This is a genomic window from Motilimonas cestriensis (genome assembly GCF_021295315.1).
Taxonomy (GTDB): Bacteria; Pseudomonadota; Gammaproteobacteria; order Enterobacterales; family CBDFNC01; genus Motilimonas; species Motilimonas cestriensis.
In genome coordinates, this window is sequence record NZ_JAIMJA010000007.1 from 36,430 (window position 1) to 60,870 (window position 24,441).

Annotated in this window: 17 protein-coding genes and 3 tRNA genes; 12 read left to right on the forward strand and 8 right to left on the reverse strand. The window is 43.1% G+C overall.

Annotated features, from left to right (window positions below; all coding sequences use genetic code 11):
* The first annotated feature begins 379 nt into the window (after window positions 1-379).
* Window positions 380-2,605: an NADP-dependent isocitrate dehydrogenase gene (locus K6Y31_RS08420; RefSeq protein ID WP_233052348.1), complete on the forward strand. Its 2,226-nt coding sequence runs from the start codon at window positions 380-382 to the stop codon at window positions 2,603-2,605.
* A 143-nt stretch (window positions 2,606-2,748) separates the two neighbouring features.
* Here K6Y31_RS08420 and K6Y31_RS08425 read toward each other — a convergent pair whose 3' ends face one another.
* Window positions 2,749-3,486 (reverse strand): substrate-binding periplasmic protein, encoded by a 738-nt coding sequence (locus tag K6Y31_RS08425; RefSeq protein ID WP_233052349.1) that lies wholly within the window; start codon window positions 3,484-3,486, stop codon window positions 2,749-2,751.
* A 283-nt stretch (window positions 3,487-3,769) separates the two neighbouring features.
* On the opposite strand from K6Y31_RS08425, the gene K6Y31_RS08430 reads away from it, so the two are divergent.
* The 5 genes from K6Y31_RS08430 to K6Y31_RS08450 all read left to right on the forward strand — a co-directional run bounded on the left by K6Y31_RS08430 (window position 3,770) and on the right by K6Y31_RS08450 (window position 7,115).
* A tRNA-Val gene (locus K6Y31_RS08430) sits at window positions 3,770-3,845 on the forward strand.
* Between the two features lie 18 nt (window positions 3,846-3,863).
* Window positions 3,864-3,939: transfer RNA gene (locus K6Y31_RS08435), tRNA-Val, on the forward strand.
* A 342-nt stretch (window positions 3,940-4,281) separates the two neighbouring features.
* Complete coding sequence (locus K6Y31_RS08440) at window positions 4,282-6,216, forward strand: S8 family serine peptidase (RefSeq protein WP_233052350.1); 1,935 nt, start codon at window positions 4,282-4,284, stop codon at window positions 6,214-6,216.
* A 59-nt stretch (window positions 6,217-6,275) separates the two neighbouring features.
* Entirely contained in the window at window positions 6,276-6,596 is a 321-nt protein-coding gene (locus K6Y31_RS08445; RefSeq protein ID WP_233052351.1) for a hypothetical protein, read from the forward strand.
* 78 nt (window positions 6,597-6,674) lie between these two features.
* On the forward strand, window positions 6,675-7,115 hold the full coding sequence (locus tag K6Y31_RS08450; RefSeq protein WP_233052352.1) for a dCMP deaminase family protein: 441 nt from the start codon (window positions 6,675-6,677) through the stop codon (window positions 7,113-7,115).
* Here K6Y31_RS08450 and K6Y31_RS08455 read toward each other — a convergent pair whose 3' ends face one another.
* From K6Y31_RS08455 to K6Y31_RS08470, 4 genes are all read right to left on the reverse strand, one after another.
* Window positions 7,116-8,348: a DEAD/DEAH box helicase gene (locus K6Y31_RS08455; protein ID WP_233052353.1), complete on the reverse strand. Its 1,233-nt coding sequence runs from the start codon at window positions 8,346-8,348 to the stop codon at window positions 7,116-7,118.
* Between the two features lie 150 nt (window positions 8,349-8,498).
* Complete coding sequence (locus K6Y31_RS08460; protein WP_233052354.1) at window positions 8,499-9,212, reverse strand: pseudouridine synthase; 714 nt, start codon at window positions 9,210-9,212, stop codon at window positions 8,499-8,501.
* Window positions 9,213-9,454: 242 nt separating this feature from the next.
* Window positions 9,455-9,544: transfer RNA gene (locus K6Y31_RS08465), tRNA-Ser, on the reverse strand.
* Window positions 9,545-9,669: 125 nt separating this feature from the next.
* A complete protein-coding gene (locus K6Y31_RS08470) occupies window positions 9,670-10,632 on the reverse strand; it encodes a glucokinase (protein ID WP_233052355.1) in 963 nt (320 codons plus the stop codon).
* A gap of 289 nt (window positions 10,633-10,921) precedes the next feature.
* Between K6Y31_RS08470 and K6Y31_RS08475 the strand changes: the two genes are divergently transcribed.
* The 3 genes from K6Y31_RS08475 to K6Y31_RS08485 all read left to right on the forward strand — a co-directional run bounded on the left by K6Y31_RS08475 (window position 10,922) and on the right by K6Y31_RS08485 (window position 14,552).
* Entirely contained in the window at window positions 10,922-11,860 is a 939-nt protein-coding gene (locus K6Y31_RS08475) for a polyprenyl-phosphate transporter (protein ID WP_233052356.1), read from the forward strand.
* A 181-nt stretch (window positions 11,861-12,041) separates the two neighbouring features.
* Window positions 12,042-12,764: a riboflavin synthase subunit alpha gene (locus tag K6Y31_RS08480; RefSeq protein WP_233052357.1), complete on the forward strand. Its 723-nt coding sequence runs from the start codon at window positions 12,042-12,044 to the stop codon at window positions 12,762-12,764.
* Between the two features lie 417 nt (window positions 12,765-13,181).
* On the forward strand, window positions 13,182-14,552 hold the full coding sequence (locus K6Y31_RS08485) for an MATE family efflux transporter (protein WP_233052358.1): 1,371 nt from the start codon (window positions 13,182-13,184) through the stop codon (window positions 14,550-14,552).
* A gap of 67 nt (window positions 14,553-14,619) precedes the next feature.
* Here K6Y31_RS08485 and mltA read toward each other — a convergent pair whose 3' ends face one another.
* Window positions 14,620-15,705 carry a murein transglycosylase A gene (mltA, locus tag K6Y31_RS08490; protein WP_233052359.1) on the reverse strand — a complete coding sequence of 362 codons (1,086 nt, stop codon included), beginning with the start codon at window positions 15,703-15,705 and terminating at the stop codon, window positions 14,620-14,622.
* Between the two features lie 222 nt (window positions 15,706-15,927).
* On the opposite strand from mltA, the gene K6Y31_RS08495 reads away from it, so the two are divergent.
* Window positions 15,928-16,890 carry a substrate-binding domain-containing protein gene (locus K6Y31_RS08495; RefSeq protein ID WP_233052360.1) on the forward strand — a complete coding sequence of 321 codons (963 nt, stop codon included), beginning with the start codon at window positions 15,928-15,930 and terminating at the stop codon, window positions 16,888-16,890.
* A 25-nt stretch (window positions 16,891-16,915) separates the two neighbouring features.
* On the opposite strand, the gene K6Y31_RS08500 is transcribed toward K6Y31_RS08495, so the two are convergent.
* Together K6Y31_RS08500 and K6Y31_RS08505 are read right to left on the reverse strand one after the other, a co-directional pair.
* Window positions 16,916-17,380 carry an RNA-binding S4 domain-containing protein gene (locus K6Y31_RS08500; RefSeq protein ID WP_233052361.1) on the reverse strand — a complete coding sequence of 155 codons (465 nt, stop codon included), beginning with the start codon at window positions 17,378-17,380 and terminating at the stop codon, window positions 16,916-16,918.
* A gap of 204 nt (window positions 17,381-17,584) precedes the next feature.
* The gene (locus K6Y31_RS08505) at window positions 17,585-20,914 is read right to left on the reverse strand and encodes an ATP-binding protein (RefSeq protein WP_233052362.1); all 3,330 of its coding nucleotides are present in this window, start codon (window positions 20,912-20,914) and stop codon (window positions 17,585-17,587) included.
* A gap of 745 nt (window positions 20,915-21,659) precedes the next feature.
* Between K6Y31_RS08505 and K6Y31_RS08510 the strand changes: the two genes are divergently transcribed.
* Both K6Y31_RS08510 and K6Y31_RS08515 read left to right on the forward strand, forming a co-directional pair.
* Window positions 21,660-23,333, forward strand: coding sequence for an ABC transporter substrate-binding protein (locus K6Y31_RS08510; RefSeq protein WP_233052363.1), 1,674 nt, complete (start codon window positions 21,660-21,662; stop codon window positions 23,331-23,333).
* A 113-nt stretch (window positions 23,334-23,446) separates the two neighbouring features.
* Window positions 23,447-24,424: an ABC transporter permease gene (locus K6Y31_RS08515; protein WP_232799569.1), complete on the forward strand. Its 978-nt coding sequence runs from the start codon at window positions 23,447-23,449 to the stop codon at window positions 24,422-24,424.
* The last annotated feature ends 17 nt before the right edge of the window (window positions 24,425-24,441 follow it).

A 24,441-nucleotide genomic window follows, 5' to 3' on the forward strand; every position in this document is an offset into this window, starting at 1 on the left:
GATAAAGGGGATAAGCATGAAATATTGGAAGAAAGAGGGATGAGTTGTGTTTTTAAATGTAACGAAAACGCATTTTGGTCACTTTTCGCTTTCTTTTTTGATGAATTTCATTAACATCCCTTTGGAATTTTTTACCTTACTTTGGGTAGGATTGGCCGTAAAGTATCTATCCCCATTGGGAAATGAATTACAAGTGGCCCCGTCAGTGCTAGACTGCACTGACTTTTTTGCAACATTTAAAGCTATTTAGCGTATGCCCCCACTATGCCAAGGCAATTGGTTTACTAAATAACCAAACCGACAGGCAGTAAAAACAATAAAGTACGCTTTAGATTGTCTTTTCTTGACTTACAGCTCGACTGAAAAACGAAGGAATATCATGACCAAACCAACTTCAAAAATCATTTACACTATCACTGACGAAGCGCCAGCACTGGCGACCTACTCTTTTCTTCCTATCGTGAAGGCATTCACTGAAGCTGGTAAGATAGCAGTAGAAACAAAAGATATTTCCCTTGCAGGCCGTATCATTGCCAACTTCCCTGAAAATTTAACCGAGGCACAGCGCCAATCAGACGCGCTGACGGAATTAGGCGAGCTTGCTAAAACGCCTGAAGCAAACATGATCAAGCTACCAAACATCAGCGCTTCAGTGCCACAACTTGTAGCCGCAATTAAAGAGCTGCAAGCACACGGTTATGATTTACCTGATTACCCCGCTAACCCAGCTGACGATGCAGAAAAAGAAATTGCAACGCGTTACGCAAAAATTCTTGGTAGTGCAGTAAACCCTGTATTGCGTGAAGGTAACTCAGATCGCCGCGTAGCCGCGCCAGTAAAAGTTTACGCACAAAAAAATCCTCACTCTATGGGTGTATGGAGCAAAGAATCAAAATCACACGTAGCCCACATGCAAGGCGATGACTTCTTCGGTAGCGAGCAATCTGTGATTGTTGAGCAAGCTGACGACGTTAAAATTGAACTTGTTGCTAAAGATGGCACAGTGTCAGTATTAAAAGCGTCAACACCACTTAAAGCGGGTGAAGTCATCGACTCTTCTCGCATGAGTGTTAAAGCACTGCGCGCTTTCTTTGAACAAGAAATCCAAGCAGCGAAAGACTCTGGCGTGTTACTTTCTCTACACTTGAAAGCCACCATGATGAAAGTATCTGACCCAATCATGTTTGGTCACGCTGTAACGGTTTACTTTAAAGATGTATTTGAAAAACACGCAGAGCTATTTAAAGAACTGAAAGTTAATACTAAGAACGGTTTCGGCGACGTTATCGCTAAAATTGCTACCCTGCCTGCTGACAAGAAAGCTGAAATCGAAGCGGATATCGCTGCGGTTTACGCGAAACAGCCACCACTAGCGATGGTTGATTCAGACAAAGGCATCACTAACCTTCACGTACCAAGTGACGTGATCATTGATGCATCTATGCCTGCAGCCATTCGCTCTTCTGGTCAAATGTGGGGCCCTGATGGCAAGCTAGCGGATACTAAAGCGATGATCCCTGATCGCTGTTACGCCGGTATCTACCAAGAAACAATCCAGTTCTGTAAAGAGAATGGCGCGTTTGACCCAACCACCATGGGTAACGTAGCTAACGTAGGCCTAATGGCACAGAAAGCAGAGGAATACGGCTCACACGATAAAACGTTCGAAGTGCCAACAGACGGTACCATCCGCGTTGTTAACCAAGCGGGTGAAACCCTAATGGAGCATGCGATTGAAGAAGGTGATATCTGGAGAATGTGTCAGGCGAAAGATGAGCCAATCAAAGATTGGGTTAAGCTTGCGGTTAACCGCGCTCGCGCCACTGGCTCGCCAGCTATCTTCTGGTTAAACGAAGCGCGTGCACACGATGCTAACCTAATCAAGAAGGTTAATACTTACCTAGCCGATCACGATACTGCAGGTCTAGAAATCAAGATCTTATCTCCTGAAGATGCGATCAAATACACGTTAGATCGCGTTAAAGCGGGCCAAGATACGATTTCAGTAACCGGTAACGTGCTACGTGATTACCTAACGGATTTATTCCCAATTCTAGAGCTAGGTACCAGTGCGAAAATGCTTTCTATCGTACCGCTGCTAGCGGGCGGTGGTTTATACGAAACCGGTGCGGGTGGCTCTGCGCCTAAACACGTACAGCAATTCGAGCAAGAATCTCACCTACGTTGGGATTCATTGGGTGAGTTCCTCGCCTTAGCGGTGTCTATTGAAGACCTAGGGCATAAGAACAACAATGCACAAGCGCTAATCATTGCTGACGCATTAAACCAAGCGACCAGTAAGCTACTAGACACCAACAAGTCGCCAATGCGTAAAGCTGGTCAACTAGACAACCGTGGTAGCCACTTCTACCTAGCAATGTACTGGGCGCAAACACTTGCTGCGCAAACGCAAGATGCTGAGCTACAAGCGCATTTTGCGCCAATTGCAAAAGCATTGGCAGAGAACGAAACCACTATCCTAGCTGAAATTGCAGCCACGCAAGGCAAACCTTCAGATTTAGGCGGTTACTTCCAACCTGATTTTGCTAAAGCATCTGCGGCGATGCGCCCAAGTGCAACGTTTAATAGCATCTTAGGTCAATAAGCTAGCCTAGTATGAAAAAAGCAGGCGAATGCCTGCTTTTTTTTTAAGTATCCTCTGGCCACGAAAAGTCTCCCCACCGTCTCCTAATCACCATCCCTGCCGTCAATACTGATAACAAACAACCATTGTTCATTCGTCATTCGTCATTCGTCATTCGTAAGATAACTATCTAATATTTGCTGGTATACACCTGTTTGTTTTATATGCGCAAGACCAGCATTAAAATCCTGCATTAATCGTTCATTATTAAAAACCACTTTATATGCCACACTGTCAAAAATAGGATGTATTTTCATTTTAGCGTGATAATCAATCCCTTGTTTAACGGCATAGTATTTAAATATATTTTCATCTAGCACTATCACCTCTGCTCGATGAGATACCAACATTTTGATTTGTAGATCTTGCCTTGATTTTTCATTGTAACGAGGGTTATTTTTCACAGCATCAGCATAGTCTGAAGAAAGATAAGTCTTCGCATTTTGAAATGCGACTATTGAACAATTTGCCAATGCATTAACACTGCTAATATCAAGCCCAGAAGAGACCAGTGTGACTGCAATGTTCTTATAGGTTATGTGCGGGTTTGAATAATAGCCGACTTGATAACCAGAAGCCTCATTAGCAGGGGCTGCAGCATCGGCAAATCCGGAGGCAAGAGAAGGAATAACTCTAGCAAAAGGAACAAATAAAGCGGTTAAAGTATGGCCTCGATACGATAACGCTTGTTTGATAATTTCTAGTTCCATGCCAGACTGCTCTTCAGATAAATAGTATGGCGGTAATGCTAACCCTACTGCCAAACGTATATCTTCTGCCTTACCTATCATTGGAACCATCACTAATCCAAAGCACATTAGACTAGAAACTGAATATTTCATACCCACGTATCAGTCACCTTTATTTTATTTGTTATGAAATTGAGTATAGATAGCCCGTCGCTAGGCACTTGGCTTTTCTTTTTAAACAAGACTTTGAAACGTTAATGACAGATATATTTCAATATAAACAGAGAAAAAGTTGCGCAGTGCTGCAGAAAACAGCACAAGATGAACAAACAATGACCAACCAGATCATTTTCAAGAAAAAAGCCTTGCCAGAGTGAATCCCTTTGGTAATATACCGCTCGTTCTCCGGTCGCGAGAACAATACAGAAAAAGAAATGCTCGCTTAACTCAGTTGGTAGAGTGCCGCCATGACATGGCGTAGGTCACTGGTTCGAGTCCAGTAGCGAGCACCATTTCTTGACTATTCTGTTGCTCGCTTAACTCAGTTGGTAGAGTGCCGCCATGACATGGCGTAGGTCACTGGTTCGAGTCCAGTAGCGAGCACCATTTTCCTTGACCAATCCCCTATTATCTTATCCCCTGTAACAACACCATTTTACTATAACCCTAGTTTTAATATACCTTGTTACGATTGTTGCAAAAATGTTAATTAAATTCACTCCCTCTAAAAATTAGATACATATGTGGATGTAACTTACGATTTCAGACTATTTCACTAGCTAAACCAGAGTAAGGTGGCAATAAATATACGACAAGGATCTATCTTTTTTAACATAAAGCTTATGTATGTTTGATTTAGACTTTACTCAGTGAGAGCATTATTTAGTTAATGTTGCACATCCGCATCATTACGTATTTTGACTAAATTAACTGCAAGGAAAGCAATTAATGAATCAACACAAAAAAACCACTTTGTGTCTGGCCGTCAGCGCCGCACTAATCTCATTTACAGCCAGTGCCGATAATGTACAAACTGGTTTTGATGATAACTACCCACAAACAAACCGTATCATTGTTAAATATAAGCAGCCGAGCTTTGGTGTGATGCGTGCAGCGGTATCACAAGTACGCCGAATGGAGGTCAAAGAAGCACTGACAGCCAACACCGGCTTTAACGCCGACTATAAACGTACAACCTTAACGGGCGAAGAAGTATACGAGTTAGATCAGTGGCAAGACAACCAGTCTCTTGAACACGTTTTACGTGATTTAGAGAATAACCCTGATGTTGAATACGCAGAGCCTGACCAACTGATGTTCCCAATGGCAACAACGAATGATCCTAGTTTTGACAAACTATGGGGCTTAACCAATGTTGCCGGTGGTATGAACTTTGTGGATGCTTGGCCAATTGCTACCGGTAAAGGTGTTAATGTAGCCGTCGTTGATACTGGCTATGCCAAACACAGTGATCTAGAAGCCAACATTCTTGCAGGTTATGACTTTATCAGTGAAGCCTCTATGGGTAACGACGGAGATGGTCGAGATGCCGATCCAAGTGACGCCGGTGACTGGATGAAAGCAGGTGAATGTGGCAACAACTATCCTAGACGTGACGCTGATTCATCGTGGCACGGAACCCATGTAGCAGGTACGATTGCAGCAGTTGCGAACAATGGTAAAGGAATAGTTGGCGGTGCTTATGACGCCAAAATTTTGCCTGTTCGTGTATTAGGTAAGTGTGGTGGCTATAGCTCCGACATTGCAGATGGCGTGTTATGGGCAGCTGGTGCTCGCGTACCTGGTGTTCCGGTTAACCCAAATCCAGCCAAAGTTATCAACTTATCACTGGGTGGCCAAGGCTCCTGTGCCCGTGTATCACAACAAGCGTTTAATACTGCTAGAAGCTTAGGCACGACTATTGTTGTTGCTGCGGGTAATAGTAATAAAAATGCCGCGAACTTTACCCCAGCCAGTTGTCAGGGCGTGATCACCGTGGCCGCCCTTGATCAATATGCTAATAAAGCGAGTTATTCTAACTTCGGTAAAAATGTCGATATCGCAGCCCCTGGTGGTGAAACCCGCTATGGCGCAGCAGGTGGTATCTACTCTACCCTTAATGCGGGTAAAACGGTACAAGCTGGCGAAAGCTATGCCGCATATCAAGGCACCAGTATGGCTGCACCTCACGTGGCAGCGCTCGCTGCATTGATGTATGAAGCTAAGCCTGATATCACTCCTGATGAAGTTGAACGTGTCATTAAGCAAACAGCTAAGCCCTTTGCTGATCCAAACCGATGCATTGACTGTGGCAGTGGTGTGGCAGATGCAAAAGCAGCGCTAACCTTGTTAGCGACGGGTGTAGTTCCTACTGTCGAGCCTACTGTTGCACCAACGCCTACGCCAACACTCGAGCCAGTACCTGCTGGACATTGGGACCCGGCGAAAGTTTATGTTAAAGGTAACGAGGTTATTCATAACAACGTTAAGTGGCGTAGCAAGTGGTGGAACCAAGGTGTTGAACCTGGCTCGACTCAATGGGGCCCATGGGAGAAATTAGGCTCAGCAGGCACGCCGACTCCGGCGCCGACTGCAGCACCTACTCCAGCTCCAACTCCAAAACCAACTGTTGCGCCGACACCACAACCAACAGTGGCACCAACACCACAACCAACAGTGGCACCAACGCCACGACCAACGGTTGCACCAACACCAGTGCCAAGTGTTGATCCAACCCCTGCTGATAGCTGGAAAAACAATCTAGTTTATGTTGCAGGTGACGTTGTAGTTCATAACAATAAGGTTTACCAAAGTAAATGGTGGAACCGAAACAGTGAACCAGGTACCGAGCAATGGGGACCATGGCGTTTAATCACTAAATAACAGTGTTTTAATCCAAGCAGCATTAGGGCTAAAGCCCTAATGCCTTTTAGGGAGGAACTATGCGAAAACTTTTTATTGCTGCCACATTATGCTGTGCGTCTGCGGCTTACGCAGAAAATGAAACTCGCTTACTGTTACAATATAAAGCTGATGATACGACATTGAAACAAGATGTCACCAGTATGATTGAGCAATTTGGCTGCCCCATTAGCGCAACCAAAGCACGCAGTGATAACCAAGCCATCATCACTTTGGCATGTGAGTTACCAGCAACAACAAAAACGCAATTACTCGAACGGTTAACGCAAAGCCAAATGCTAATTTACGCTGAATTTGATCAAATCATGACCCACCAGAGCACCGCCTCTGAAGTAAAATAGGTAAGTATTACTTCATGTTAACCTCTAAATTGATTTATCATCTTGTTACTTAATTTTAATTCAATATAGGAATCCGACATGATAAGTAAATGGGCAACTCGCTTTTTTCAAATGGCCCAACTCGTTGGATCGTGGAGTAAAGATCCATCCACCCAAGTAGGTGCAGTAATTACGGAGAACAACCGTATCGTTTCTGTCGGCTTTAATGGCTACCCCCACGGTATTTCAGACAGTGCCGAAACTGATAGCCGTGACATGAAATTACTCAAAACCTTACATGCTGAAGAGAATGCCATTCTATTTGCCAAACGCGATCTTTCTGGTTGCGAGATTTGGGTAACACACTTTCCCTGCCCTAACTGCGCCGCTAAAATCATCCAAACGGGTATTGCCACCGTCCATTGTCCCGAGCAAACGGACGATTTTTTGTCTCGCTGGGGTGATAAAATCCAAGTTAGCCAAGATATGTTCGAACAAGCAGGTGTAACAGTCGACTGGCTGCCTTTAAGCGACTTCTAATCACTTATTTGGTTTAGCTTTACCCTTAAATCCTTTAATAGAACGCTTATTCAAGCTTCTTCTATTAGCTTTTTTGTCCCGTGGTGCACGTTTCGGTGTTGCGCCACTCGGCTTATCTGTAACAGTAAAACCAGCTAATTCTTGCGTTACTAAAGCTCGCCCTGTTAATTGGCGGATTGCGGCTAAGTATGTCGACTCGCCATGACAAACTAGCGAAATAGCCATCCCTGATGTCCCTGCCCGCGCCGTACGTCCAATCCGATGCACATAAGTTTCGGCGTGGCTAGGCAGATCAAGATTGATCACTATTGGTAATGCTATTAGGTCGATGCCTCTTGCTAATAGGTCTGTTGCTACCAGTACCTGCAGCTGGCCGGTTTTAAAATCCGATAAGGTGTTAGTCCGTACCTCTTGCTCTTTGTCACCGTGTAGAGGGGCTGCATTAATACCTGCTTTTACTAATTTTTTGGTGACAGCATCAACACTGTCTTTCACACTAATAAAAACCAGCGCTTGCTTATTGAGGTGCGCCTTTAACAAAGCAATCAGCGCTTGCGCTTTACTGCCTTTGTTAACCAAAAACAGTTGCTCGGTTATTTTTGGCTCATGACCTTCTTCCCTATCAAGGCTTAAGCGTTTTGGCTCAGTTAATATACTTTGCGCTAATGCTTCAAGTGGCGCAGGCATGGTGGCAGAAAACAGCAACGTCTGTCGCGTGCTTGGCATGGCTTGAACCAATTGTTTCAGTTTCGGCCAAAAGCCCATATCCAGTAACCGATCAGCTTCATCTAATACCAGCATTTTTAGCTGCAAAAAATTAATATGCTGTTGATGGTATAAATCATCTAAGCGGCCAACAGTGGCGATGATTAACTGTGGCGTATGAATTAGCGCCTCGATTTGCCCTTGTAGTGATTCTCCGCCACAAAGAGTTTGTATGCGTAACGAAAGTGCATTAGCAATAGGGTTAAGCTGCTGAGCAATCTGCTGCGCTAATTCACGAGTGGGGGCAATGATAAGCCCTTGCACAGCCGCTAGCTTAGGATCGATAGTATTTAATAAAGGCAAACCAAAAGCGAACGTTTTACCACTGCCTGTTGGCGCAATAGCCAGTAGATCATTGCCTGATAGTGCGGCAGGAATAGTAAGTTGTTGAATGGGAGAAGCGTGGACCAAATGGTCAGGCAAAGCTGAGACCAACTTAGCGCCTAACTTGAAATTTGAAAACGTCATTGCTCTATACCCATTAAAAATTAAGGCAGCAGTCTAACGAGCAAATCGCTATTAGTAAATTGATTAAGCTAAGCCGCACTCAGGGTTAGCACAAATTGTCTATTCTTGCTGCCAAACTGCAGTGAATACATTGCTATGCGCTTTGCGTGTTCATTCCTGAATACCAAGCTCACTGGCAGAAGCAAAAAGACTCACTTCCTCATTAGTTAGGTCACGCCATTGACCAACAGGCACATCCAAACTTATGCCGCCAATTTGCTCGCGGTGTAAACTGACTACGCGATTACCGACAGCCGCGAACATGCGCTTAACCTGATGAAATTTACCTTCAGTAATCGAAATCTTAACTTCAGTGGAGCTGAGTAACTCAATTTTAGCGGGTAAGGTTAAATCAGCTACGCCTTGAAGTTGCACTCCATCAGTCAGCCGACCAGCAGCAACTTTAGTAAGAGGTTGCGATAAACCAACGCGATAAACTTTGTAACATTGCTGTGTCGGTCTGGTGATATTAAATGACCAACGGCCGTCATCGGTTGCCAGTACTAAGCCTGTGGTATCGGCATCGAGGCGACCAGCAATGTGCAGCTCACTGCTATTAGTTAAGTTTATTTGAGAAAATATAGATGGGTAGCGCTCATCAAGATTCGAGCAAATCGAGCCCGCAGGCTTATGCAACATGAGGTAACGAAAAGGTCGCGGCTGTAACAACTGTCCATTTAATAAAATGTCATTATCTTCATGAACTTGAGCATTTGGCTGAATGACCTGACTGCCATTAACCTTGACTTGCCCAGCAACAATAACTTGAGTGGCTTCCTCTCTACTCAGCGCTGTACTTTTGCAAACAAATTTATCAAGACGCATGGGTAACATGACCTTTTCGAGCATGGATGCTATTGCTGTTCATTGGCCCAGTATCCCTATACGCTTTGCGTTTTCATCCCTAAAAACGAAATTTGCCGGAAAAGTTTACTTTATTCTGCTATTGAAACTTAAGCAGAACAGAGGTTAGTTAAGTTTTATTTCTCGGGAGGCTGGGGTTTGAAAAATAACAAAGTATACTGAACAAAAAAGGGTTTCAGAATAATTCTGAAACCCTTTTAATATGGCGGTGAGCGAGAGATTCGAACTCTCGTTAGGGGTTAACCTAAACACACTTTCCAGGCGTGCGCCTTCAGCCACTCAGCCAGCTCACCAAATTTTTTTAGTCTTTCAGGCTACCCCTTAAGACAACGGCGGCAAGAATAAGGAAAACGACTTAATCCGTCAACTGTTTAAGGGTATTTTTAAACTGTTTGCCTAAAAAGCCGCCAAGTTAGCTTTAGATCACTTTCAACTCTTGTCTTAAGTACACGCCTGCACCAAATAAACCGGGATCGGGATGTAACACGACAAACGTCGCAATACCGGCATTGTAAGCACTAAAGCGACCTTTACTTTCAAACGCGCCGCGAAAACTTGAATTTTTCACATAGTCAATAAATCGAGGCACGATCCCGCCTGCGATATACACCCCGCCCTCACAAGCTAGGTTCAGTGCAAGGTTCCCGGCAAATCCGCCCAAGCCTTCACAGAATATTTCAAGGGTAAGCTGCGCCTGTTGGCACTCTTGCGCTAAACCAGCACGAGTAATGTCCGCCGCTACGCTAAATTTTGCAGGTTGCTGGGCAATACTGCAAAGGGCTTGATAAATGTTTTCAAGACCTTGACCCGAGAGTAACCGTTCAGCACTCACATGGCCCATTTTTTCGGCTAAAACATTAAGCACTTGGCGTGATGTATCACCCGTGGGGGCAAATGAAGTGTGCCCCCCTTCGCCATCTAAACTGATCCATTTATCATTTATGTTGATCAGGTGGCCAACGCCTAAACCCGTTCCCGGCCCACAAATACCAATGGGTTTTTTATCTTTTACTTCACCACCGCCAATTTGCACTTTCTCTTCATCGGCTAAAAATGGCACCGCAAGAGAAATAGCGGTGTAATCATTGATCACATATAGCTTGTCTAGTCCAAGGGCTTTTTTCAGCGCCTGCTGTGAAAAAGACCAAGTATGGTTGGTCATTTCTATTAAATCATCATCCACCGGACAGGCAATCGCGATACATAGCTGCTTTACCAAGCCGTCTAATTCAGAGAAGTACTCTTTTACCACATCAGCAATGGTCGGAAATTCAGCACACAAGTACTTTTTTATTTGACTTAGCTCACCAGTTTTCTCATCAATTGAGGCTAATCGAATATTAGTTCCGCCAACATCGGCGACGACATAATGGGTGTTCATTGCTGCTCCAAATAGTGTGTTATGGCCATAATTGTTTGTTATTTTAAGGGCGATGACAACTACTGTTATGATCTAGAAGCAGGTTTCACTGTATTTTTACAGCTGCTATCACAATTGTGTTGTTATAAATCTTGCTATTGTCATTTTAATTCCCTTTTAAGCACTCATAATTCCCTTATTTATCGTCATATTTCATAGGTATCAGCGTGATAAACAGGTAAAATCCAGCCTTTATCAAGTTACTTCGTTCAGATCGCGATGTTATGTTTACAAGGAGCGCGTCACCCTCATGTCTAATAAATATTCCACAAAAGATTGGTTATTGTTGTTTTTTAAGGGAGCGGGGATGGGCGCTGCCGATGTCGTGCCGGGAGTTTCGGGTGGCACCATTGCGTTTGTTACCGGTATTTATGAGCGCTTATTGAATGCAATTAAATCCGTGGATCTTAAAGCCGCTAATATTCTATTCAAAAATGGCGTTAAGGCTTTTTGGCAGCATATTGATGGCACCTTTTTATTAGTGTTGTTTTCCGGATTACTCCTAAGTATTGCTTCCCTTGCGAAGCTTATTACTTACTTATTAGCGTATCATCCTCTATTAGTCTGGTCGTTCTTTTTTGGTTTGATTATTGCCTCTGTTATCCATATAGCGAAGCAAATCACCGTTTGGGGCGCTGTCAATATAACCAGTTTAATAGCAGGCAGCGTGATCGCATTTGTGATCACCAGTATCTCACCAAGCAGCGTTGACCCTGCACCATGGTTTTTCTTTGTTTCTGGCGCCATTGCGATTTGTGCGATGATTTTACCGGGTATTTCTGGCAGCTTTATCTTATTGTTAATGGGCATGTACGGCCACGTGTTAGCTGCAGTCAATGATCGTGACTTTATCTTGTTAGGGTTATTTTTACTGGGTTGTATCGTTGGCCTAATGTGTTTTTCACGGTTTTTATCATGGTTGTTGAGCCGTTTTCATGAAGCCACGTTTGCCTTATTAGCCGGATTTTTAGTCGGCTCGTTAAATGTGCTTTGGCCATGGAAACAAGTGACCAGTACTTATTTAAGCTCAAAAGGTATAGAAAAGCCCCTTACCACGGTCAATCTGTGGCCACATGATTTTGCTGTGGCGACAGGCCAAGACGCGCAAACGTTAGTGTGTATAGCTCTTATGGTGGTGGGATTAGGCTTGATACTCACCATTGAAAAGCTATCGGCGCCAAAGCCATAGGCAATTACCTTCACCACAAGTGAAATTCATCAACGGGCCAGCAGGCCCGTTTTATTTTTTCAATATTTCAATCCAGCCAGTCAGCGTAACCGTAGATTGCAACAGAGTTATTAAGGGCAATCATCCCCATTTACAGTTTATTCTGTGATATTCTCATCCCGTAATTTTCAGGAGACCCATTATGTTTACAGGTATAATTCAGTCAGTTGCTTTAATTTCTTCTATCACTGACAAAAATGGTATCAGAACCTTTGAAATTGAATTTGATTCAGGCTTTTGTCAAGATTTAGAAATTGGTGCCAGCGTAGCGGTTGATGGCGTTTGCTTAACCGTTACCAAGATCCTGTCACCAACCCGAGTTACATTTGATATTATGTTGAAAAGCTTAGAGATCACAACTCTGAGCGAATATGAACAGGGTCAAAGTATCAACGTTGAACGCGCTGCAAAAGACGGGGCTGAGATTGGCGGTCACCCATTATCAGGCCACATTGACTTCAAAACTAACGTCCTTGACGTCCAACAGATTGATGACAATTACCGGGTTCGTATCGCCATCAGTGATGATTGGGCAAAGTATATTTTTGCCAAGGGTTATATTGCGTTAAATGGCGCGAGCTTGACGGTCTCTGACGTCAATAAACAACAAGGCTGGTTTGATGTCTGGCTGATCCCTGAAACACGTCGAATGACCACGTTTGAAAGCAAAAATAGTGGTTCAAGTATCAATGTTGAAATAGAACGAGGCACCCAAGTCGTCGTTGATACCGTGCGTGACGCGATCAATGAAAAAATGGGGCCCCTTATGCCTTTATTTGAAAAATTCTTAGCCGACAATAATGCAGACCTTGATGTGATTGGCCAAGCGGCGCAAGCGGCACTATCGGATTCGAGTAAAAAATAACATTCATCTTACCGACTCTATTGGCTAGTTTTAAGCGTAACTAGCCAATAGGCAATGTTTGCTTACATTCACGTTTCTATTAATCCTCATCAAAGCAGAAAAACAACCCGGCTGCCCAGTATGTACCCAATCAACTTGAAGATGCATTAATTCAAGCATCTCCAGGTTGATTGGGTATAAATATCAGTGAGTCAGCTTGAGGCCAATGTTTCTTCCATTTAATCATAATAAGCACTATTATCCTGCTGTTTATCACGGTTAAATAGGTTCATTAAGGGTTAGATTTTTTCCTTTTTCACCTTACCAATATACTGTGTAAATAAAAAACCAAGTAAGAATTAGTACGGCTTATAATCGCCCCTACCACCACCTTACAATTCCAGTAAAATTTCTTCACCTTATGTATTTGGAGATACCTTGATCGACTACAAACAGGAATTAAAGACCCTAATCAAACTCAGCTGGCCTATCCTCATTGCTCAAATAGCCATGACCACGATGGGCTTCATCGATACTGTGATGGCAGGAAACGTAAGTGCAACTGACATGGCAGCCGTAGCAGTGGCATCTAGTTTTTGGATCCCGGCGATCTTATTGCTACAAGGCTTAACCATGGCGGTCACACCCATCATTTCGCATTTAAACGGTGGGAAAAAACGCAGCCAAATCCCCTTTTCTGTTATTCAAGCCCTTTGGCTGGCCATGGGATTAACGGCTCTTTTGATGGTATTGCTTTACTTAAGCCCTTGGGTATTAGTGTGGATGGACGTAGAGCCAGAGCTTGCCCGACTAACTAAAGGCTATTTACACGCTGTAATCTGGGGCATGCCACCCTTTGCGGTGTATTTGGTACTACGCAGCTTGTGCGATGGGCTGTCGCGCACGGTACCTTCAATGATGATAGGATTTGTCGGCTTAGCAGTGAATATACCTGCTAACTATATCTTCATATTCGGTAAATTTGGTATGCCAGCATTAGGCGGTATTGGTTGCGGCGTTGCAACAGCCTTAGTCTATCTTGCTATGGGTTTAGCTATGTTACTTTATGTATTATTAGACGGTGAATTAAAACGGCTTAACCCTTTTAAACGCTTTATTGCTCCCAATATAAAACAGATCAAACGTATTTTTGCCTTGGGCTTTCCCATTGCTGCTGCAACCTTTTTTGAAGTGACTTTGTTTACTATTGTGGCATTGCTGCTTGCTCCTATGGGCGCAGAAGTCGTCTCCAGCCATCAGGTTGCAATTAACTATTCATCGATGATTTTTATGATCCCTCTCAGTATCGGGATCGCAGCCAGTATTCGCGTCGGTCATAACCTTGGTGAAAAAAAGCCAGAAAAAGCGATGATAGCCGCGAATACCGCTATTTTACTGGGGCTTGCCATTGCTGTGGTGACGGCAGTATTTAGTTTGGCATTACGGCACGAGATAGCGGCATTTTATACCGATGATTTGGAGGTGATTTCTTTAGCGGCCAGTTTATTAGTTCTCGCTGCGGTCTATCAATTTTCTGACACGATTCAGGTGATTGTCGCCGGAATATTACGCGGCTATAAAGACACACAAATTATTTTCTATATTACTTTAGTGTCGTTTTGGTTAGTGGGACTACCAATAGGCTATATCTTGGCTGCGACCAATTGGCTCATCGAACCAATCGGTCCACATGGCTACTGGGTAGGCTTTATTTCTGGTTTAACCTGCGCTGCTGTCTTACTTAGTTTCCGATTAGCGTATAACTATAAACAAAGCGCAAAAATAAAGCTGGCAGCCGCGGGAATATGACGTGAAGCCCCTGATATAAAGGGGCTTATGGATCAGAAACGGGTTATTGCTCAAATAAAATTGAACGCTACTGACCCGTTGTCAGTAACCAAACACGACCAAAATGTTTGTAGTAGCCAGCGTTTCTCCCCGCTTGAACACCTAAACCATGGTATAAATCTAGGTGGTTTTTCTTAACCGCACCGCCAGTATCTAACACCATTAATAATTTAAGCACATGATGACCAGTCCAAATACCCTTTGCATCTAGCTGTGGTACTTCCGCTAAAATCACACTGCCCATTGGCAAGTACGCTCTATCAGCTGCAACCGCTGCGCCGCCTTGCAGTGGAATACCGGCGGCGCCGATTACGTCGAGCTCAGTGTTGGCCTTAAAAAATACAAACGAAGGGTTTTGTTCAAGTAGCTCACGCAACGTGCTCTCGTCTTGTTTTGCCGCCCAGTTTTTAATCGCCTCAAGGGACATGTCTTGTTTCGCTACTTCACCACGTTCAATAAGTACCTTGCCAATACTTGTATAGCCATGGCCATTTTTCCCAGCATAAGCAAAGTATTGTTTGTCACCACCATCTTCAAAATAGACAAAACCACTGCCCTGCACTTCTAACATAAAGTTATCCAACAGAGACTTACTATAGCCAATCTCTAACCCTTGATTAGCCAGGGCTCCAGCGTATATTTGTGCGCGACTTGGGCAATGCTGTTGGCAGTTTGGCATCCCATAAAGTGGGTATTTATAAACTGAATCCGCTTGGTGGCGAATTTTCATTACCGGTGAAAAGTAACCAGTAAATAAAACATTTCCTTGGCCATCACCGCCACCCATTTGCGCCGCCTGAATACCAAATTGACTCAGGCTTGCTGGATCGCCATTTTGTTCAGCCCAATTTTCAACCTGTTGATATAGCCCATTATAACGCCGAACCAGGTTTGGCGACTTTTCCTTTACCTTGTTCATTTGCAACGAAAACAAGCTGTAATCACGGGGTTTATCTGAAACAACCTTAGGGACAGGGTTTAGCACCTTGGTAAACAATTGGTTCGATTCTTGTTTTCCAAACTTAAGCTCAACTGGCTCTTGTGGTTTTGGTGCAGTAGCACAAGCACTTAGGAATATAATGGGGGCTGAAATAGATACGATTAGTTTACGCAACGCAATGACTCAGTTGAAAATTTTGCTTAGGTTGTCAAAGTTCCGGTTAAGACACAAGAGATATCGACCTAAACCGTGCCCTATTTCCACTAGTTTAATTAAAATCGGTTTTCTATTGTGTTAAGTGATAGATTTAAAATTAACCTTACCATCAAGATGATAATTTTATATTTTAGTAAGTCACTTATACTAGAATTACACAAAATACCAGTGAGATAGTCGATGCGAATCTTTAATGTCGTTCTTTTTTTAGCCGCTCTTATTGCTTCTTTTTATTCTATTGCGGCAAGTATTAACAACGCCAAAATTTTAGTTGTGCCCAAAGGCATGAGCACTACATTTTGGCAATCGGTACAAGCTGGCGCAAATGCAGCAAGTGCTGAACACAGCCAAAAAATCATATGGCGGGGCCCATATAATGATACAGACTTAGAGGCACAAATAGCGATTATAAGAAATTACCTTGATTCTGAGATAGAAGTGCTGGTGATAGCCCCAATAGATGCGCACTTACTGGCCCCTTTCGTATTACAATATCAACGCAGAGGTAAGAAGGTTGTTGTATTTGATTCCGCACTGATTGGTGCCGATATTGCCAGTTTTGTTGCCACCGATAACTTTACCGCCGGCGTACAACTTGTAGAAACGTTATACCCCAAATTTCCTGATGAGCCGGAAGTTTTAATCGTACAAAATGTAGCAGGTCATGCGTCAACCGAAGACCGAGTGGCGGGGTTTAATGAATCACTGAAAAAATATGGCGTGCAAAAGCTGCATTTTATTGAGGGCGGTGCAACCAAAGGCAGTGCCTTGCATGCTACACGCCTCGCGCTAGCCAAACATGAAAAAATTAATGTTATTTTGACGCCTAATGAAGCGACCACTGAAGGAGCAGCATTAGCCATCAGGAAGTTAGGGCATAAAGATATACTAATGGGAGGCTTTGACATCAATGCCGTTATTTATAGCCACCTTCAACTTGGCGTCATCGACAGTTTAGTATTACAAGACCCCTATAAAATTGGTTACATGGCCATTGAACAAGGGGTCAAGCTATTAGAAAAGCAAGTGCCAATGAAAGAAATTTTCACACCGATTATCATCATTAATCGCCAGTCTATCATTCAACCAGATAAGTATGAATTTATCCGTCAATTCTTAGTTGAGCCGGGTCCAGCCAGATAAAACCATAGCCAAGAGCCTTTACCGTTTAAAATTTAATCTCGCGGCGACCAGTATGCTCATCTATCTGTGCTGGTTTAGGCACTGCTTTGGATTTTCCTTTAGTTGAGCGACCTTTTGCATTGGTTTGGCTTGCAGCTGGCTTTTTGTTGCTCGTTTTACCTTGAGGTGGATCTTCTTGCGCAATGTGCCCAGTTGTTTGATGCGTTTTACTTGCACTTACTGATTTTACTCTCGGTGTTTCATCAACCGGCGCGTCACATAGCACTAAATAGAACTCACCGTTAAACTGGATCACATCACCATCATATATCTTACAACGTTTGCGCGTTTCAACATCACCATTAACCGCGACATAACCTTCAGTAATCGCCATTTTCGCTTCACCGCCACCACTAACAGCATTGGCAATTTTTAATACCTTGTATAATTCAATAGGTTGACAGGATACTTCAACTCCTAGGGCTTCTATTTCGTACTCTTCTTCAGACACGTTGGTTTACTTATTTTAGTTAGCAAAAACCTAGTGTAACTGAAAATGGGCTGTCTTCGCTAGATTTACAGTTATGCCCAAGTTAGCCAAGATGCATGTTCAGCGAGAACCTTGTATCCACTCGTATTAGCCTTAAGCAACACTTTGCTTAGTCATTTAACACCGACTCGGCAACATCTAGAGTGTGAAGCCAACGTTCAGTAATCATTTGTCAGCGAGATATTGCTTAACTTTTTGACAAAGTAATGAAATTTCAGCGACCTCTGGACCATTAGTTTTATTCTCGCAATGGTGTATAACAAATGTTGCAGTGCGTAATACATCACGCCAACGTGGCTGTTTCGGCAAAGTTTGTAACAATAAATATTTATCTAAGGTTCGCGTTTGCGCTGATGACCGATCAAGATAAACACTCCAGATACGACTTTCCTCGGCTAAATTCACCTTACTTTTAGCAGTGCAATCTTGCCATAATGCCAAAGAATGATTCATTATTTGCACTAAGGTGGAACGGTATTCTAATTCCGCAAGTTGCTCATCACCTTGTTGAATCGTCGGCTGTAATTGGGCATTTTGTGTTTGATGTAAAACAATACTGATATCACCAAGATCAGCTTCTTTATTACTCATTACTCTAGATATAAAAGCCTGCGAGCGAATTTTTTTATTGTTGGCACTTGCTATATCGAGCTGCACTTCAAAACGCATGTGCTTTTTTACCCCCTTCGCAATGGCTTCAAGATCAGTTTGGCTGATTAACGCCCCAACATCGCTGCCAATCATTTGATGAGCAGAATAGCCCAGTAACCGCTGTGCAGCCTGATTAAAAAAGACAATTTGGTTGAATGGATTAACACTTAAGATTGCGTCTTCAACGGTTTCCAGCATTTGGGTCATCCGCGCTTGGCTGGTTTGCAGCGCTTGTTCTGTTTCAATCCTTCTGGCCACTTCTCGTTTGAGCATTTTGTTTTCTTGCGAAAACTGGCTTACCTGCTTAACCTCTAATAAATTATGAACACGGGCCAATAGTTCGTCTTGCATAAACGGCTTCATCAGATAATCATTCGCGCCAGAATGGAAACCCGTCATAATATCTTTTACCCGTGTTTTAGCGGTTAGCATTAAAATGGGTAAGCTGGCCATATCTCTACTTTTACGTATTTCACTGGCCACAGTAAAACCGCTAATATGCGGAAGCATCACATCCAGAATAACTAAGTCCACTTCTTGCTGCTTAATAAAATCAATAGCTTGTTGACCGTCACTTAACAATTTACATTCATAACCAGCAAAACTGAGGTGATTCTTTAATACCTGCAAGTTCATCCATTCGTCGTCAACCACTAAAATACGCTTACCGGGTTGGGTAAATTCATCATCTTGCTCTAAGGTCGTTTGCTCGCTGTTGACCATTAAGTTGGCGTTATAAACAACGCTTGTTGCTGCCATCGGCATCACAGGATCACAATAGCTAAGACTGAAACTGAAACAGCTCCCTTTATCTATCTCGCTGTTGAGCCAAAGCTTACCTTGCATCAACTCAATCAGCTGTTTCGAAATCGCCAACCCTAAACCACTGCCGCCTTGGGTGCGGGTGAGGCTGCCATCAACTTGTTTAAAAGGCTCAAATATTTGACTTTGATCTTGCTTGGCAATTCCCATCCCAGTATCTTCAACGGATATGATCACCTGCTGCTGTTGTCGCCTAACGCTAACGGTAATAGCGCCTTCATCAGTATATTTGATTGCGTTAGTCACTAGGTTAAATAAAACTTGCTCAAGGCGAATAGGATCCGCTTCAACAAATAATATATCCTCAGGTAAACGCCCCAATAGTTTTAAAGGCTTACCTGAAACCAAATGTTGCGACAACGCAAGAACACCATTTACGGTTGCGTTTACTTGCACTGCTGTCATGTTTACCCGTAAGCGGTTGTTCTTTACTTTATGAAAATCAAGTAAGTCGTCAACTAGATGTGCAAGCCGTCTAGCGCCATTTAAAGCCAAGGTAAGTTGCTGATGTTGCTGCTCGGAACAAGGCCCAGCAACCCCATTGAGCACCGATTCCGTGATCCCAATCACCCCCGTCAAAGGAGTTCGTAGTTCATGAGAGGTATTAGTTAGGAATTCATCTTTAATTTTATCGGCTTGAATCAACGCAATATTTTGCTCATTGATTACCGCTACCTTTTCTTCTAACTGTAAATTGGTGTCATTAATAACATTAATCTGATTAGCAATAGCTTGCTGCATCTCGTCAAATCGACTAGCTAAACGGCCTATTTCATCAGTACGACCGCGACCAAGAATATGCCGGTCCCACTCCCCTTGCGTTACCGCTTCAGTCGCTCGCATCAATGAGTTCAAAGGTCGCGTCAATGAACGGGATAAGACATAAACAATTGCGATAATAATGGCAATTGATATACAGCCAATAAATACAATCAAATTACGAAAGCGGACACTGGTTGCTTGGATCTCACTATTGGCTTGTTCAGCAATGATCACCCAGTCATAGCCCATTAAATTCAAATTTGTAAAAGCAGCTAAAGTCGGCTTTCCTTCATAGTTATGAGTGGCTAAAGTACCTGTTGCTGAGCGTTTAGCTTGGTGTAACACTTCCAACCACATGGGTGTTTCACTCTGGTAAATAGCCATTAAATTTAATGCTGGGTCTTGCGATAATAAATCCGAAATGGGGTAACCCGCTTCATTAACCGTATAAGTTTCACCGGTTTCCCCTAGTCCTTGCCGACTCGCCATTATTTTATTCAAAGGCGAAGTGGGTAATACATATGCGATATAACCGGTAATACGTCCGTGATTATTTATAGGAATCAGTAAATAACTCACAATTTCTTGGTTGACTGGATCAAGAGAATAATCCTGAAACACCACTGGCTTAGTGGTTGTCACATCCGACTCTGTAGCCAGCCTTTCATCTAGCTTGCTAAAGGCCATGCCTAGAGGGGTATGTCGGTGGGCTTGGTCAACGAGGTTAGCGGTAAAATAGCCTGCTTTACGGGTGCTGTATACCACTTGCCCTTTTAGGTCGATTAGGATGATGTCAATAAAATCCGATACCGCCAAATATTCTTCAAAGCCTTCATGGAAACGATCATGAACATGCGCATAGCTGCCTACAGTCATGCCTAATTTAGAGGGAAGATCTTTAAAGTCACCTTGCTTATTAAAAGTATCTTTCAGTAAGACAGCAGAGCGTTGTGCATCATCTGAAATAAGGTTAAACGCATAAGAAAAACCATAAAACCGACTCATGGCATAACGCACAAAATCGGTATTACTGTAATGTAAAGCTTGCTGACGTAATCCCAACATATGCTGGTTTAAGGTATTCTCCTTATTAAGGGCAATGGAGTATAAAGTATCAGCTACTTGCTTTTCGTTGTTGTTCACAAATGAAACATGGAATATCACCGCGATCAGAGCCATTGGCGTGATTGAAAGCAGTAAAAATGCCATTCCTAATTTTGCCCGAAAGCTCATATTTTTTATTTGTTTTAACAACGCCAATGCGCTCCTTTGAGTCAATACATAATGATTCATTGATAGTGTCATTAGTTAAAGGGAGCGATAAAGCAATAATGTATTTGTCACTATCGAAGCATGATCCAGATCTCAGCTCATCAATTTTTCAAAAGCCAGCTAACCCACTGACTTAAATTGATATTCACTTATTTTTTATGATTTATTGTGTTAACTTTTCATTTGCTATCACACAAAACTATTCATTTTGTGATCTTGTTCGTGCTTTTACTACCCTAGCACCACTAACCAAAAACCTTTTTAAACAATGAGTTAACATCTCAATTTTACGTTACTGATGCTGTGTTGACGAGTTTTTACATTGTTGTAACAAAATGTGAATGCTTGAATAACGTTATCCAAATGCAACTGAGTCTATAACCAATCAACCTGGAGAGGCTCGATTTCAGCAAGATTTTACACGCGTTTAGGCAAGGCATTGATTGCAGGTAATGGCTTTCCCCTTATCAAAATCAATCACGCAGCATAAACGCCTGTAAAACTTGCCCTTTGGGAGCGCCACCGCGTTTCCACTACGTTGTTACGCTAATTTAAAAGGTGCCTACATTCCTGCATTAGCGTGCCTAGTATTGAAAACACGGTGGCGCTCTGAAACATGCATCTTCAAGTTGATTGGGTATAAGTGGTATCAGGGTGTATTGGTCAAGGAGATAAAGTGAAACTTACATCTTCAACCAGTATTTAATGAGACTATTTCAAGGAAGCTTACAAAATGAATAAATTGATGTTAAGTGCAACCATCAGTGCAATTTTAGCTGGCTCTCTCAGTATTTCTGCTATAGCTGCCGAACAAGACGATAAGGCGGTGCTCAATATCGCCCCCGTTCAAGTTACCTCTTGGGTACGAAACTTTAACCCTTACAATCAAACCACTATCTTACCCACCACTAACGAATATATTTATGAGCCTTTGGCTATTTATAATCCCATGCAAGGTGGAAAAATTCATTACCGTTTAGCCGAGAAGATTGAATTTGCCGATGATGCAAAATCGGTAGTGTTTACCTTACGTAAAGGCGTTAAATGGTCAGACGGGCAAGACTTTGATGCTAATGATGTCAAATTCAGCTTTGACATGATTAAAGCAAATCCTGCGCTTGATACTCGAGCCATTTGGCAACGCATTAGCGCCGTTGAAGTGATTGATGAGCAACATGTCAAGTTCAGTTTCCCTGAGCCGGACAGTGGTGCGGCAATTGAAATTGTTCGTGTACCTGTGGTAGCTGAACATATTTGGCGTGAAGTTAAAGATCCAATTACCTTCACCAATGAAAACCCCGTTGGCACGGGGCCATTAACCGAAATTGAACGTTTCACTACTCGAGTTTATGTTCAATGCCGTAATCCGCACTATTGGGACAATTCAACGCTGCAAGTTGACTGCGTGCGATTGCCACAACTAGCGAATAATGATCAAGTACTAGCTGCCGCGCAAAAGGGTGAGTTAGACTGGTTTGGCTCATTTTTACCTGATATAGACAAAACCTATGTTTCTAAAGATGCTAGTAACCATAAATATTGGTTCCCAGCTGACTCGATGGTTGCCTTTAACTTAAACTTAGAAAGTAAAAACCCAGGTAACAAAAAAGCATTCAATGATGTCAACTTCCGCCGTGCGGTATCCATGTCGATGGATCGAAGCAGCATGGTGAATATCGCTGGTTACGGATACCCAACCCTTAATGAATACCCATCAGGCCTTGGCGCTGGCTATCACTCTTGGAATAACGATGAAGTTGATAAGAAGTTTGGCCAGTATTCTCGCTATGATATGAAAGCCGCTAAGAAACTGTTAAAACAAGCAGGATACGAAGATAAAGACGGCGATGGCTATGTTGATAACCCAGATGGCTCTGCCATTGCGTTCTCTATCATAGTACCTAATGGCTGGACAGATTGGGTTAATACCGTGCAGATTGCCGTTGACGGACTGCAAGAAATGGGCATTAATGCCAAAGTCGCAACGCCAGAGGCGGCGTCTTGGACTTCTGCGCTAATTGATGGCTCATATGACGCAGCCATTAACGCCTATTTTTCTGGTGTTACGCCCCACTTAATGTATAACACCGCTTTCCATAGCTCTCAGTTAGATAAAACCCGAATGAGCTCTACACGGTTTACCAACCCTGAGTTAGATGTCTTACTGGATAAATTCTACACCACGACAGACAAAGCCGCACAACAGCAGACAATGGACCAAATACAGATGATAGTGGCAGAAAATATGCCATTCATCCCTGTATTTAACAACCCAAGCTGGTACCAATATAACACCGAGCGCTTTGAGGGGTTCTTTAACGCTGATAACCCAGTGGCAAAACCTCAGCCACACCCTGGCACTCCTGAGCGTCTGTTGCACTTGCTGAGCCTTAAACCTAAATCTTAAGCTCGGTGATATCCAATCACTTTAATAGCCTTTAGCAAGCCGTTGTCAAATTAAGTAGTATTGGCAACGCCCCCCTTGCGCCAACTTCGTTAGACCATATTAAGGAGTCTGATATGGACTTTGTATTACGTCGTCTGGGGTTTTACCTCATTGCATTTTTCTTTGCGGCGACTTTTAACTTCTTTTTACCTCGGCTAATGCCAGGTGATCCCATAACAGTGATGTTTTCATCACAAGGAAATCCACTCCCCGTAGAAAGCATTGCGGCACTAAAAGAAACCTTCGGTTTTGTCGATGGTCCCCTTTATGAGCAATATTTTATTTACTTAAAAAGTGTCGTGACATGGGACTTGGGTAGTTCAGTTAAATACTTTCCACAAACCGTTAATGAAGTGCTGGGACGCTCCATGGTGTGGACCCTATTTTTAGTTGGCACATCTACCCTGATTAGTTTTTTCATCGGATCCATATCAGGCATCATTGCAGCATGGAATCGAGGCGGTTGGCTCGACAGTATCCTTTCACCACTGTCCTTAGTGCTACAGTCTATTCCAGCAGTGGTCTTAGCGTTACTGTTCATGTTTGTGTTTGGTGTCGCCCTCAACTGGCTACCCTATTCCTATGCCTATGATATTGAGCTCGACCCCGCTTTTAGTTGGGAATACATTTCCAGTGTTATTAGCCATGCAACCATGCCGATCATTTCATTGGTTATTGTGCAAATCGGTGGCTACTTACTCACTATTCGCAATAACTTAATTAACTTATTGGGTGAAGATTACATCGTAATGGGCCGAGCCAAAGGTTTGAGCGAAACCCGCGTGATGTTTAACTACGGCGCTCGTAATGCACTTTTACCTTCTATTACCGCCTTTGCGATGACAGTGGGCGTCGTACTAGGGGGCTCACTCATTACTGAAGTGGTGTTTAACTATCCTGGCTTAGGCAATACCTTGTTTGAAGCTATCGTCTCCCGTGATTATCCCGTGATCCAAGGCCAGTTATTAATCATGACACTGGCGATGCTATCAGCGAATTTTGTCGCCGACATGGCTTATGTTTATCTTGACCCAAGATTGCGCCGTGATTAATCAGCGAAACGTCTAAA